Annotated in this window: 11 protein-coding genes and 2 tRNA genes; 3 read left to right on the top strand and 10 right to left on the bottom strand. The window is 35.3% G+C overall.

The features are described from left to right. Positions 1 to 328: 328 nt before the first annotated feature. The 10 genes from AB1630_05920 to AB1630_05875 all read right to left on the bottom strand — a co-directional run bounded on the left by AB1630_05920 (position 329) and on the right by AB1630_05875 (position 9449). Entirely contained in the window at positions 329 to 1030 is a 702-nt protein-coding gene (locus tag AB1630_05920) for a PASTA domain-containing protein (GenBank protein ID MEW6103339.1), read from the bottom strand. A 35-nt stretch (positions 1031 to 1065) separates the two neighbouring features. After that, complete coding sequence (locus tag AB1630_05915) at positions 1066 to 1869, bottom strand: DUF5919 domain-containing protein (protein ID MEW6103338.1); 804 nt, start codon at positions 1867 to 1869, stop codon at positions 1066 to 1068. A gap of 60 nt (positions 1870 to 1929) precedes the next feature. After that, positions 1930 to 4137, bottom strand: coding sequence for a hypothetical protein (locus tag AB1630_05910; protein MEW6103337.1), 2208 nt, complete (start codon positions 4135 to 4137; stop codon positions 1930 to 1932). Beyond that, a complete protein-coding gene (locus AB1630_05905) occupies positions 4127 to 5356 on the bottom strand; it encodes a putative sugar nucleotidyl transferase (protein MEW6103336.1) in 1230 nt (409 codons plus the stop codon). Before AB1630_05905 ends, AB1630_05910 begins: the two co-directional genes overlap by 11 nt. Positions 5357 to 5363: 7 nt before the next feature. Beyond that, positions 5364 to 5435: transfer RNA gene (locus AB1630_05900), tRNA-Met, on the bottom strand. A gap of 12 nt (positions 5436 to 5447) precedes the next feature. Continuing rightward, positions 5448 to 5532 (bottom strand) — tRNA-Leu (locus AB1630_05895). Positions 5533 to 5659: 127 nt separating this feature from the next. Then, on the bottom strand, positions 5660 to 6643 hold the full coding sequence (locus AB1630_05890) for an NAD(P)H-dependent glycerol-3-phosphate dehydrogenase (protein ID MEW6103335.1): 984 nt from the start codon (positions 6641 to 6643) through the stop codon (positions 5660 to 5662). Position 6644: 1 nt separating this feature from the next. Then, entirely contained in the window at positions 6645 to 8360 is a 1716-nt protein-coding gene (locus tag AB1630_05885) for a hypothetical protein (protein ID MEW6103334.1), read from the bottom strand. Between the two features lie 28 nt (positions 8361 to 8388). Beyond that, positions 8389 to 8964 carry a glycerol-3-phosphate 1-O-acyltransferase PlsY gene (plsY, locus tag AB1630_05880; GenBank protein MEW6103333.1) on the bottom strand — a complete coding sequence of 192 codons (576 nt, stop codon included), beginning with the start codon at positions 8962 to 8964 and terminating at the stop codon, positions 8389 to 8391. A gap of 59 nt (positions 8965 to 9023) precedes the next feature. Next, positions 9024 to 9449: a cyclic nucleotide-binding domain-containing protein gene (locus AB1630_05875; GenBank protein MEW6103332.1), complete on the bottom strand. Its 426-nt coding sequence runs from the start codon at positions 9447 to 9449 to the stop codon at positions 9024 to 9026. A 113-nt stretch (positions 9450 to 9562) separates the two neighbouring features. Between AB1630_05875 and AB1630_05870 the strand changes: the two genes are divergently transcribed. Genes AB1630_05870 through AB1630_05860 form a run of 3 tightly spaced genes read left to right on the top strand, consistent with a single transcriptional unit; the run spans position 9563 to position 13032 of the window. Then, positions 9563 to 10942, top strand: a complete 1380-nt coding sequence (locus tag AB1630_05870) for an NADH-quinone oxidoreductase subunit N (protein MEW6103331.1) — start codon at positions 9563 to 9565, stop codon at positions 10940 to 10942. After that, a complete protein-coding gene (locus AB1630_05865) occupies positions 10939 to 11838 on the top strand; it encodes a polyprenyl synthetase family protein (protein ID MEW6103330.1) in 900 nt (299 codons plus the stop codon). The genes AB1630_05870 and AB1630_05865 overlap by 4 nt, the downstream gene beginning before the upstream one ends. Positions 11839 to 11886: 48 nt before the next feature. Next, positions 11887 to 13032 carry a DUF763 domain-containing protein gene (locus tag AB1630_05860; protein MEW6103329.1) on the top strand — a complete coding sequence of 382 codons (1146 nt, stop codon included), beginning with the start codon at positions 11887 to 11889 and terminating at the stop codon, positions 13030 to 13032. Positions 13033 to 13291 lie beyond the last annotated feature (259 nt).

Below are 13291 nucleotides of genomic sequence, written 5' to 3'. Positions count from 1 at the left end.
TTGGCAAAATTTAAGAAACTAGATCTTTATCTCTTTAAAACTCTACAATGGAATGTTTTGATGGTATTTAACAAAAAAATCTACAAAGGAAAAAGAGGCTATCTTTCTGTGATGTGTTTTTAATATAATATATCCTGTTTAGAGGTAATTCTGGACAAAGGTAGCGAAATATAGGAATTTAAGATTACAGTTGAGCTTCATCCATACTTACTTAACAAAATTCTAAATGGCTTCGCTTTCCCTTCGTATTCCAAAATTCTAAACCTTTTATATTGTTTTGGATTTTGGTCATTTGAAATAGATACCCAATTTTTTAAATTCGCAATCTTTACTCCTCCTCTATTCCCAAGGTGATATCTACCTTTGTTCCCTCATTAACCGCAATTCCAAAAATTGGGCTTTGCTTTAAAACAACACCCTCTGTTCCTGGCTCTAATAGAACCTGCCCTAATACAAGATTATATTCTTTTAATGTAGAACTTGCAACATCAAGGGAAAGACCTAAAAGCTCTGGCATAAGGAGAGAGCCTTGTTTTTTTCCACATGATACAAGAAGATTAACCTTATCTCCCTCTCTTATTTCCTCCTTATCTCCTTTAAATCCTAAAACTATATCCTTTGGTTTGTCTGAATTTATATATGTAATATTTCCTAATGCAAGACCTTTTTCTGAAAGGATTATCTTGGCAGAGTAAAGGTCTTTTCCAATTAGCCTTGGAATGGAAACATTTGGCATCCCAAGGCTTATTACAACCCTTACCTTTTCTCCCTTTCTTATCTTTTCTCCTGACTCTGGTTTCTGACTAATTACATAATCCTTTGGGATTGTATTGTGATATGAGCTCTCTTCTACTATCCTTAATCTATTCTTCTCCAATATCCCCCTTGCTGAAATTATGTCCTTGCCTTGTAAATCAGGCACATCTACCCTACTTTCTTTTCTTTCCAATATAAAAAGGGTAATACTTGCAAAAACTATTACAACCAAAAGAAAGGAAAAAAAGAAAATAAGCCCTTTTATAATTTTCATAACCTAGGAATACTAAATTTAGGTTCAGCCTCGTTTCATAATTCCCAATTCCAATCTTTACTTATTTCCCACATCTTTTCAAATTCATCAGAAAAAAATTTAAATAAAAATAGATTACTGTCATATATTTCCATTGCTGGAGCACCACCTCCTTTCACATGCCTATAATAATTTGCTATCACCATTTTATCGTCGATTCTGACTATATAACAATAGATATTTGACCTATTAACCAATTTTATCTTGAAAAACTCCTTTGATTCATCATTTAGTTTATTCCATATATCTTTATATCTCTTCAATGTATCTTTGACAAGATTAGAAAGTATTCCTTCCTCTCCTTCCTCATCAGATTCTCTTTGTTTAGCAATCTCTGCATTTGGATCAAAGAGCAAAAATCTGAATTTACAATCTTTCTTTTTAAGCTTCTCCTCAAGAAGTTTGATGAATTCCTCACTGGCCCAATTTTGTCTAAGATTATTTCCCATTATGTCAATCTGCTTTGCATTTATAATAAGTCTTTTCCATTTCTCCCAATTTTCCATAAAAATATTCCTTCTTATTTGGTAGAACCTTTCCATACCCATTCTTTGTAAATCCCTAACTAAAGGACAAAGAAATTCCAGAAATTCTAAGATGGATTTTTTACCTATTGCAATTTCCCAAGTCATCCCTAGCAAACTACCTGTAGTTAAACTCATCCCAAGATTTAAAAGAATATTGACCAAAAAAGGAATTTCCTTAAGGAAAAGTCCAACTATACCTGCTATAAAAAGAAGAAAGAGCCCAAAAAGGAAACATATCCTCGTTGTAACAACAAATATCTTTTCTTTTTTCATTTTTTCACCCCCTGTCTTTTTAAATTTAAATTTATAAACCAAGAAATTATTGAAATCATTTTAGTGTCTAGGTGCTCCTACCTTTTTTCGTATATCTTCCATAATCTTATTTGCCATTTTATGAAGCTCTTTTTTCTTTGAAATTAGACTATTTTCATCAACTAGAGAATGTAGCTGGATATGGAAGCGTAAAGCATTAGAAGTGCCAGATGGACGAATGGTTAAGTGATTTAGCCTGTCAGAAGAAAAATAAAATCTTATTCCTTCATCTGGAAATGAGAAATCATAAGTTTTTGGGTATATATGGTCATATTTACCTGTGCGATAAATTGTTGCTGTTTTAACGCTTAAACCCCCGATTTCCAAATCACCTGCCAATGCAAATTGATAAAGCCCCAATGCCCTCCTTAGAATACCTTTTTTTATCTTGTCCCCTTCTATACCAGGATATTCTCCATCCAGAGGGTCTGGCTCATAATGGTTTACAAAAAGACCTATATCAGGGTCAAGGTATAGCTCTTTATCAATTAATTCAAATATATTTGTATTATTTTGTTTTGCCCATTCAGCAATCTCAGCAATAAGAATAGCTGCAAATGTTCCATCTTTATCACGAACATGTCCATTTACACCCAATGAAAATTCATCCACTGGAGGCCAACCAAGGATTGAAAAACCATTACTCTGTTCCATACAAGATAAGTTATAAAGTCGTTCGTGGTTAAACATATCTATTGTTTCATAAATAAAGGGATGACAATCCTCCTTCTCATTTTTTCTCCCTTCATATAGCCCCTCTACACTCTCCTTTAAAACCTCATTCCAGGTATCTCTTACTCCTGCAGCAAGTGCAGCAAACCCTACCCAACTCTTGATAACACCAAGCTTATGCTTAAGTGCAAGTTTAACAATAAGGTCTGATGTTGTATGGGATAGGACAATAAATGTCTTTTTTGGGTTTATTTTTCTGTCCATATTAAGCCTAAACCAAAGAATAAGTGCCCACATATCATCAGCAGGCATTAAGATATAATCTTTACCTCCATAAAGAAATTGCTGCTCTTTAGGAACCTTTACAACCACGCCACATCTATCAGCATCAGGGTCTGTCCCGATCAATATATCGGTTTCTTCCCAGGCTTTTGGATACTCCTCTTTAAATGCTAAAACAGCAACATCTGCAGCCCTTGGGTCTCCTGGATCTGGCTGTTGTTCTTTCCCGGGTTCGCTACTAAAGGAAGGAAATAATCCATCAAGTTCATCAAGACCATTTTTTGTAATCTTTAATACATTTTTAAATCCTGTTTCATTTAAAAGCCTGGGAACGGCAATCCTTCCTGCACCATGAAATGCACAATATGCAATTTTTGTGGATTTCTCTTTGTCTTCAAGGAGCAAAAAGGATTTTATATGTTCCCTATGTTCCTTGTGGATGTCTATCAACTCACATCCATAATATTCAAATCCGTTAATTTTTTCTGCTCCTCCTAAAAAGATAAGCCTTTCTTTTAGAGTATCCTTAATGGAAAGAAGGAAAATATCCTTTGGACTTACCTTATCAATAAATTCTATGAATAGCTCCATCCTTTCCTTTGGATCAAATTGTGAGCCATTAGCACAAGAAAGTTTATACCCATTATAACGGTAGTCATTATGACTGGCAGAGATCATAATGCCCATATGAGCCTTTATATCTTTATGGGGTATGGCAAAGGTAATTTCAGGATAAGGACAGGGGGAATCAAATAGATAGACTGTATATTCATAAGCAAGGAAAAGCTCAGCAATGAGCTTTGCAAAATCCCAACCTCTAATCCTGCTATCATAACCTATTACTATTTTGCTATACCCTTTCTTTAATCCAAACCTTGCAACACCTGCTGATGTAATTAAAAGAACCACATTATTCAAGGTATTTGGACCCTTAAGGATTTCTGCATCAATTCCATCTTCTTTGAGCTTTACAATAGATGCTTTATCATTTGCCATTAAGCCCCTTATCCCACCGGTTCCAAAATCCATCTTTTTTCTGAATGCATTAACAATGTCTTCCCATTTTTTATCCCTAATAGCATTTATTATTCCAGTTTTAAGATTTGGAGAAATTTCATCAATTCTTTTGCTTTTTAACCATTCGGTAAGATAGGGTAAGATATTTGCCTTTGCAGAATTATAAAGCCCTATATCTATCTTACCATTTTCAAGGCTTTTCTTTAGATATTCATCAATGCCTTTTTCTGCTTCAGAAATCAATTCATTAACATCCATTTTTTAACCATACCTTCCTTTGCATTTTTGATTCATTAAATATATATTTAAACATCTGATTCTGCTTATTGTCAAATGCGCAATTCCTTCTTTCCAATACAATTTGGGCTGTTTTTATAGCATTTTCTAAGGAGAAACAGCGACGAAGAGAATCATTTCCCCAAGCAAAGCTTGGAATTTCCTTTTCCATAATCAAGCTTCCCCCAAATAAATTGCAGGAGAAACCAATTACAACACCTGTGTTTAAGGTAATTCCAATTCCTATCTTTGTATGGTCTCCAATAAAACAACCAATCTTTATGCTTCCTGTTTTTACAATGTTTCCATTTTGTTTAACGCTAATTTCAGAATAATTGTTCTTAAGGTCAGAATTTGTTGCTAATGCTCCTAAATTTACCCATTCTCCAATATATGAATGACCAATAAAACCCTCATGATACTTGTTTGTATTTCCAATTATTATGCTATTTTCTATCTCTCCTCCTATTCTACATCCATTTCCAAATGAACACCCTCCTGTTATTTTGCCACCCACCAATTTACATTCATTTCCTATGAAGGCTGGACCTTTAAGGTATGTAAATGGCTTTATTTCAACCTCTTTTTCTATTATTACAGGACCTTCCCTGCTATCAATAACAGAAAAAGTATCGGCAGAAATATTGTTGTCTGCAAATATCTCCTTTCCATAAATAAAGGAGTCTCCTATATTGCCTTGCAATCCTTTATCCTTAAAATATTCATCAAAATCTGAAATTATCAATTCCTGGTTATAAATGATTAAATCCCAGATATATGAGAATGTTAGAATATCAATTTCAACCCTTTTTAGTCCATCTATTATTTTTTCAGAAAAACCTTGAGAAATCCTCTCCCTAAATTCTTTAGAAGATAAAACAATAGCGATGGGTATTCCATTTTTAGTATAAGCAATATTCTCATTGCTATTTTTAAGCTCTTTAATGAATTCTAAATCCTTTTTTAGAAACACACAGGCACCATTGATTAGAATAGCCCTATTAAATTGAGGAATTTCAGATGTATTGGCTATATGTGGTCTACAAATGGTAAATAATGGAAGGTCTTTAAAATGGTATTTTATCCTTTCAAGGTTTGTCTTTGAACCAGCAAGAATATCATAGATAGGCCGAGATAGCGAAATAGGATAAAATCTTGAATAATGTTTATCTTCAAATACAATAACACAATCTTCTGACATAAAAAAATTGCGGGGGCCGGATTTGAACCGACGACCTACAGGTTATGAGCCTGTCGAGCTACCGCTGCTCCACCCCGCGATATATTTTCCCTGCCGGGGGTCGGACTCGAACCGACACGGAAAAAACTTCCAGTGGATTTTAAGTCCACTGCGTCTGCCAATTCCGCCACCTCGGCTTTCTTAATTTATTATTTTATCAATCAAATCTATCTATGTCAAGGGATGTTTGTTTAAAAGCAGAAAATACCTTGCACATCGTAGCATTGAGAATGGATACCTAAACAAAAATGGTCTTATTGCTCTTTAAAACTCCTCCTTAAGCTGCCTCTTTAGCAACTCCCCACAAGCTATTTTTGGGTCTTTTCCCTCAAATATGACCTTATAAACCTCCCTTGTTATTGGCATATCTATATTTAATTTTTCTGAGTATTCATAAACAGCCTTTGTTGTCTTTATCCCCTCAATTGTCATATTTATCTTTCTTTCTGCATCTTCTTTTTTATAACCTTTTCCAATTAGCTCACCAAACCCCCTGTTTCTGCTATGCTTTGAGATGCAGGTTACAACAAGGTCTCCCATTCCAGATAGACCAAAGAATGTTTCTTTTAATCCACCCAGCAATATGCCAAATCTTACAATCTCTGCCATCCCCCTACAGAATAGAGCGGCTTTTGTATTATCTCCAAAACCCAAGCCATCAGAAATACCCGATGCAATTGCCATTATGTTCTTTAAGCCTCCACCAAGCTCAACACCAATTATATCAGGGTTTGTGTAGACCCTGAAATAATTGTTTGAAAATAGCCTCTGGACAAAAATTCTATCATTCTCATTGCAACTTGCAGAGATAATTGCTGTTGGTATTTTCTTTGATACCTCCTCTGCATGTGATGGGCCTGATAATGCAACAACCCTTGCATCCTTTATAACATCCATTATTACACCAGATGGTGTTAAAAATGTTTCTTCTTCAATGCCCTTTGAGCAGGAAACAATTAGCTTATCCTCCCAATTTTCCTTTATCTTTGAGAATATACCCCTTATTGTCCAGGAGGGAATAGCAACCACCAGCAACTCAGAAGACCAAATGCTAAATTCAAGGTTGTCTGTAATCTCTATTGAGCCTGGAATAGAAAGCCATGGGAGATTTGACTCTTTTCGTTCTTTTTTAAGAAATTCTACCTTATCCTTTAAAAACTCCCATATTTTTACTGAATTTCCATTGTCAAACAAAAGGGATGCAAGGGTTATACCCCAGGTTCCACCACCCAGAACACAGATATTCATCCTATACCTTTCTCTTTTTTCTTTCTTTATCAGGGGAAAATCCAGCAGCTCTTACAACCTTTTCCCATCCCTCTTTTAGAGATTTATTCTTCTCTCCAAAATGCTTCCTTATTGCATAAACTAAAGAGGGAAAATTCTTCATAATAGATGTTTGATTTATCCCCTTACCCTCCCTCTTCATCTTTTTAATCGCCTGGATAATTTTACTTTTTGACCATAATATATTCTTCTCCCATTTTCTCTCTTTCTCGGGAAGAAATCCAGCAGCTCTTACAGCCTTTTCCCATCCCTCTTTTAGAGATTTGCCCCCTCCAAAATGCTTCCTTATTGCATAAAGTAAAGAGGGAAAATTCTTCATAATAGATGTTTGATGTATCTCCTTACCCTCCCTCTTCATCTTTTTAATCGCCTGGATAATCTTACTTTTTGACCATGACTTCTTTTTTGTCTCTTTCTCGGGAAGAAATCCAGCAGCCCTTACAGCCTTTTCCCATCCCTCTTTTGTAGATTTATTCTCTCCAAAATACCTCTTCATTGCATAAAGTAAAGAGGGAAAATTCTTCATAATAGATCTTTGATGTATTCCCTTACCCTCCCTCTTCATCTTTTTAATCACCTGGATAATCTTACTTTTTGACCATAATATATTCTTCTCCCATTTTCTCTCTTTCTCGGGAAGAAATCCAGCAGCCCTTACAGCCTTTTCCCATCCCTCTTTTAGAGATTTATTCTTCTCTCCAAAATGCTTCCTTATTGCATAAAGTAAAGAGGGAAAATTCTTCATAATAGATCTTTGATGTATTCCCTTACCCTCCCTCTTCATCTTTTTAATCACCTGGATAATCTTACTTTTTGAGCATGATATATTCTTCTTCTTTTTTCTCTCTTTCTCGGGAAGAAATCCAGCAGCCCTTACAGCCTTTTCCCATCCCTCTTTTAGAGATTTATTCTCTCCAAAATACCTCTTCATTGCCTCGTATAAAGTCCTGTTAAGATACGCAGGATTTATTGGCTTGCCCTCTTTTTTTATCCCTCTGATTGCCTGGATAACCTTTACTTTTGACCATGACTTCTTTTTTCTCTCTTTCTCGGGAAGAAATCCAGCAGCTCTTACAGCCTTTTCCCATCCCTCTTTTAGAGATTTGCCCCCTCCAAAATGCTTCCTTATTGCATAAAGTAAAGAGGGAAAATTCTTCATAATAAATGTTTGATGTATCTCCTTACCCTCCCTCTTCATCTTTTTAATCGCCTGGATAATCTTACTTTTTGACCATGATATATTCTTCTTCTTTTTTCTCTCTTTCTCGGGAAGAAATCCAGCAGCTCTTACAGCCTTTTCCCATCCCTCTTTTATAGATTTATTCTCTCCAAAATACCTCTTTATTGCATAAAGTAAAGCGGGAGAATTCTTCATAATAGATTTTTGATTTATCCCCTTACCCTCCCTCTTCATCTTTTTAATAGCCTGGACAACCTTCGTTTTTGACCATGATATAGTCTTCTTCCATTTTCTCTCTTTCTCGGGAAGAAATCCAGCAGCTCTTACAGCCTTTTCCCATCCCTCTCTCCATTTGCCCCCTCCAAAATACCTCTTTATTGCTCCATATAAATCTTTACGATTCTTCTTAAGATACTTAGGATTTATTGGCTTGCCTTCTTTTTTTATCCCTCTGATTACCTTGATAATCTCACTTTTTGACCACTTCTTTATTGCCATCTTTTTTCACCTCTATAATTTCATCTTTTTAAATCTTATATTCCCTTTTGCCTACCAGCCTTTTTATATTTGGGATATGTTTAATAAGAATAAAAGCCATAGCTACAAGGGAGAAAACAAAAACAAGCTTTTTATCAGGAGAGATAAAAAAGACCAAGATTGGCAAAGAGATGGATGAAACAATTGAGCCTATTGAGACAATTCTTGTGATAGAAAATACCAACAAAAATATTGCTATTGTAATAAGTGTCTCAATTGGTGCAATGGCTAGAAATACACCACCTGATATTGCAACACCCTTTCCACCCTTAAACCTTAAAAATATGCTAAAACCCTGGCCTAGTATTGCAGAAAGTCCGGATAGGATAGCAATTTTCTCTCCCAAACCAAGCTTAAATGAAACAAAGGGAAAAGCAAATCCTTTTAAGATGTCAAAGATAAGAACAGGGATTCCCCATTTTTTTCCCAATACCCTACAAACATTGGTAAATCCAATATTTCCCGAACCTTCCTTTCTTATGTCTTTTCCCTTAATCCTTCCAAAGATATAGCCTAATGGAATTGAACCAAAAACATAGGCAAGGATGATTACAACAATCTCCATTCAATTTAATAAATCCTTACCTTAAATTTTGACTTTTGCATTTTGACTTTTGAATTTTTCTACATATCTTCCGCCATCTTTGAAAGCCTTAATACAAGAACCTTTGAAAGGTTTGCCGCAACAGAGGGATTTTCCTTTAATAGCTCATTGAACGATTTTTTGTTCAAGGTAATTGCCTCAACATCAGATACAGCAACAACAGAGGCTGTTCTTTCAACGCCAACCAATAGGGCTATTTCACCAAAGAAATCTCCCTCCTTAAGATGGGCAATCCTTTTTTGCTCTCCCTCAATAACAACATCTGCCTCTCCCTTTCTTAAGATATAGAAGTAATCTCCTATCTCGCCCTCTCTAACCATATACTCTCCCTTCTCAAAATTCTTTGTTGAAAGCTTCTCTGCTACGCTTTTGAAGTCCTCAACAGAGAGGGAAGAGAAAAGGGGAACCTTCATTAAGGTAAGAACCGTTTGATTATCAAGCTCCATATCTTTACCTCCAATTTTAAATTTTTAATAATTATAATGTACTTTTATTATAAAAGTCAAAACTTTTTTTCTTGCAATCATTCTTAATATTGGTTATAATAAAATTTAAAATTATGGATATTTCATTACTTACGCCAGAGCTTATTCTTGTATTATTTTCTTTTCTTGTTTTAATAACAGGGTTTTTTAGGCTTAATATAGGCTTTGAGATTGCAATTATCGCTTGCGTTCTCTCTATTGCCTCCTCAATTGCCATTTTTGTTGCCACTCAATCAATAGATAGCCTTATTGTCTCTCCATTTTCAAGCTTTCTTAAGGTTTTATGTACCTCCTCCCTTTTTATTGTGCTCTTTATGTCCAAAGATTTTCTAAAGGGCTTAAAAAACCAAAATGAATATTCCTTCTTTCTCTTAATGGCAACAATCGGAACGATGCTTGCTGTATCAAGCAATGATATGATTATCCTTTATATTTCAATTGAGCTTATAAGCATAAGCTCTTATATCCTTACTTGTTTCCTTAAAGATAAAAAAGGCATTGAGGGAGGGATAAAATACCTCCTCTTTGGTGCTTTTTCCTCTGCATTTCTTATTTATGGAATAAACCTTCTCTATGGGCTTACAGGAGAAACGAATTTTGTCAATATATCAGATAAGGTTCTTGGATTAGGCTTTGGACCCATTCAAGCTTTAGCCATTATCTTTATCCTTGCTGGTGTCTGCTTTAAGGCAGATATTGTTCCCTTTCATATGTGGATTCCAGATGTCTATCAAGGTGCGCCAACGCCCATCACAGGCTTTCTTGCAACTGCCTCAAAGGTAGCTGGATTTGCTATTATTATGAACCTTTTGTTTGGTCCTCTTGGTTCAATATTATTTGATTATACAAGGCTATTTTTCATTCTTTCTGTAATTACCATAATTCTTGGAAATCTCTCTGCAATACCACAGAAGAATATTAAAAGGATGCTTGGATATTCCTCCATTAGCCATGCAGGCTATCTTCTCATTGGTCTTTGCACCCAGTCAGGACAAGGAATAATTGCTATGTTGTTCTATTTTGTTGCCTATTCTTTAGCAACCATCTCATCATTCCTTGTTATATCTGCAACAAGGCTAGAAGAAATAGATGATTATAATGGGCTTTCAAAAAAAAGCCCCCTTCTTTCAATTCTTATGCTTGTTTCACTATCATCTTTGGCTGGGCTTCCTCCCTTTATTGGGTTTTTTGGAAAATTTTCCCTGTTTTATTCAGCTATTGAAAAAGGTCTTATACCCCTTGCCATAATTGGCGTTGTCTTCTCTGTTGTCTCCCTTTATTACTATTTTATTGTTGTAAAGGCAATATATCTTGGAAGAGGGGAAAATGGACCTATTCCTATCCCAGGATATATAAAATGCCTTGCAATCCTTCTAATTCTTTCTATTGTTTTTCTTGGGTTATTTCCAAACCCGATTGCAAACCTAGCATTCTTTGCCAACCAGAGGCTATGAGAATAGAGGAAATATATGCCCCTATTGAAAATAAGCTCGTCCTTGTAAAAGAAAGGCTTAAGATAAAAGAAAAGGATAATGAAGCCTTAAGCGAAATACTTGATTACATTCAAGAAACAAGGGGAAAACTTATTAGACCTGCCCTCTTTCTCTTTTCAACTACCCTGAATGGAGACAGCTCAGTTAATCTTGCCTCCTCCATTGAGCTTATCCATTGTACATCTCTTCTCCATGATGACATCATTGATTGCTCAAATTTAAGGAGGAATAAAGAAACAATTGTCTCTAAATGGGGAAAGAATTGGGCACTTCTTGTTGGTGATTTATTTTTAGCCTCTGCCTTTAATATTTTGGTAGATTATGGCGATATAAGGCTTATTAAGCTATTTACAAAGGGATGCCTTGTTATGTGTAATGGCCAGATGTCAGAGCTTGAAAGGGGAATTAACATAGATGAGGAAAGGTATTTAAAAATAATCTACCAGAAAACAGCCCATCTATTTGAGCTTTCCTGTTTATCTGGTGCTATGGTTTCCAATAATGATTGTGAAAGCCTTTCTAATTATGGAAGAAATCTAGGGCTAGCATTTCAGATAATCGACGATATGCTTGATATTAGCGGAGATGATGTAAAAAATAAAAAGGCAACCCTTCCCATTATTTGGACAATGAAAATGGCAAATTTTAATGATAAAGCAATTCTTAATAAGCTAATAAGCTCCTCTGATGCTGATGGAATAAGGGATATGATTGAAAAATACAAAGGGATTGAGTATGCCAAAGGTATCGCAAAAGAATGTATAGAAAAGGCAAAATCTGCAATCGCTAATACATCTTTAACCCACAAAGAGTCTCTCATTTCCCTCTCTGACTTTGTCCTTTATAGAAAGGAATAATTGAAAATTAAGGTTGTAAAGGGTGCAGGTTTTTGTTAAGGGTAAAGAATGATAAACAGGGGGATTGCTACATTTACGCTGGATACAGGGGTCTGTCCTAGATGGCTCTTTGAAAAAATGGTAAGGCTAGGCAGACAGGTGCTTTTGATAATAAGGGAGGAATATGGAGAGGATGAGTTTATCAAAAGGATTGCAGACCCTGTCTGGTTTCAATCATTAGGGTGTGTCCTTGCCTTTGATTGGAATGCCTCAGGATTAACCACTGTTTTAACAGCAGCATTGAAAGAGGCAATAAGGGGCCTGGAAAAAGAATTGGGGATTTTTATATGTGGAGGAAAGGGAAAAACATCTTTAAAAACACCCGATGAGATTAAAAATTGGGGGGATATTTTAAGCCTACCCAATAATAAAGTTAATAATTTAGTCTATAATTCCAAAATGTCTGCCAAGGTTGATAGCTCCCTTATTCAAGATGGCTTTCAAATTTATCATCATAGCTTTTTCTTCTCTAAAAATGGTGCTTGGGCTGTGGTCCAGCAGGGAATGAATACACAAGCAAAGTCTGCAAGGCGTTATCATTGGTATTCTGAAAGGATAGAGGATTTAGTCTGTGAACCACATTCTGGGATTATTAGCCACACAAAAGTTCCTACCCTGAATTTAACAGCAAAGGAAAGCAAAGATACACGAAAGCTCTCTACAGAATTGGTTTGTGGAAATTATTTTGGCTTGCTTAAGGATATTCAAATTTTAAGGCTAAATTTTTCAAAATACCATAGAATGCTTTCATTAGAATCTGATCAAAGCAAAGAAACCCTACTTAAATTAGAAGACAAAGAATTCTTTTGGCATCCCCTTTTGTTAGAAGATTTTTCAAAAAGTCGTTATTTAGAAAAAATCTTTTCCAAGGTTTGCGAAATAAAACCAGAAAATTATGAGAAGCTTCTTTCCTTGGAAGGTGTTGGTCCAAAGACAATAAGGGCATTAAGCCTTGTATCTGAGGTTATCTATGGTGCAGCTCCCTCTTATGAAGACCCTACAAGATATTCCTTTGCCCATGGTGGAAAGGATAAAACACCCTATCCAATTGATAGAAAAACCTATGATTCAAGTATTGATTTTTTTAACAAAGTTATTTTGAAGCTTAAGATTTCTCCTTATGAAAAGAGGAAAATGCTGGTAGATTTATACTGAAATAAAATTGGTTTTTTTGTGTTATGCTAAAACAAAAATGGTTTACAAACTTTTTGGTTAACAGGAGTCAGGCATCTTAACCCTAGCCGTTCCTTTACATTGCAATTCCCTTAAGTATTTTTGGAAGGCTATATGGAATAAAAGAAACACACGATAGATTTAGGGGAATTTCTGGTTCATTTGATAAAGCCTTACAAGGATTGCGAATTTTAAAGAAGCAGGGTGTAAAAAGTGGAATAAGATTTACCCTAAATAAGGA

It is taken from the genome of bacterium (assembly GCA_040753555.1).
Classification (GTDB): Bacteria; UBA9089; UBA9088; order UBA9088; family UBA9088; genus JBFLYE01.
The sequence above is the reverse complement of the archived record's forward strand: the minus strand, read 5'-3'. Positions and strand labels throughout refer to the sequence as shown.

What these genes read in the sequence shown, in the direction of transcription:
- AB1630_05915 (MEW6103338.1), bottom strand. Translation starts at nt 1,869, where the DNA reads ATGAAAAAAGAAAAGATATTTGTTGTTACAACGAGGATATGTTTCCTT.
- AB1630_05920 (MEW6103339.1), bottom strand. Translation starts at nt 1,030, where the DNA reads ATGAAAATTATAAAAGGGCTTATTTTCTTTTTTTCCTTTCTTTTGGTT.
- AB1630_05910 (MEW6103337.1), bottom strand. Translation starts at nt 4,137, where the DNA reads ATGGATGTTAATGAATTGATTTCTGAAGCAGAAAAAGGCATTGATGAA.
- plsY (MEW6103333.1), bottom strand. Translation starts at nt 8,964, where the DNA reads ATGGAGATTGTTGTAATCATCCTTGCCTATGTTTTTGGTTCAATTCCA.
- AB1630_05890 (MEW6103335.1), bottom strand. Translation starts at nt 6,643, where the DNA reads ATGAATATCTGTGTTCTGGGTGGTGGAACCTGGGGTATAACCCTTGCA.
- AB1630_05885 (MEW6103334.1), bottom strand. Translation starts at nt 8,360, where the DNA reads ATGGCAATAAAGAAGTGGTCAAAAAGTGAGATTATCAAGGTAATCAGA.
- AB1630_05860 (MEW6103329.1), top strand. Translation starts at nt 11,887, where the DNA reads ATGATAAACAGGGGGATTGCTACATTTACGCTGGATACAGGGGTCTGT.
- AB1630_05870 (MEW6103331.1), top strand. Translation starts at nt 9,563, where the DNA reads ATGGATATTTCATTACTTACGCCAGAGCTTATTCTTGTATTATTTTCT.
- AB1630_05865 (MEW6103330.1), top strand. Translation starts at nt 10,939, where the DNA reads ATGAGAATAGAGGAAATATATGCCCCTATTGAAAATAAGCTCGTCCTT.
- AB1630_05875 (MEW6103332.1), bottom strand. Translation starts at nt 9,449, where the DNA reads ATGGAGCTTGATAATCAAACGGTTCTTACCTTAATGAAGGTTCCCCTT.
- AB1630_05905 (MEW6103336.1), bottom strand. Translation starts at nt 5,356, where the DNA reads ATGTCAGAAGATTGTGTTATTGTATTTGAAGATAAACATTATTCAAGA.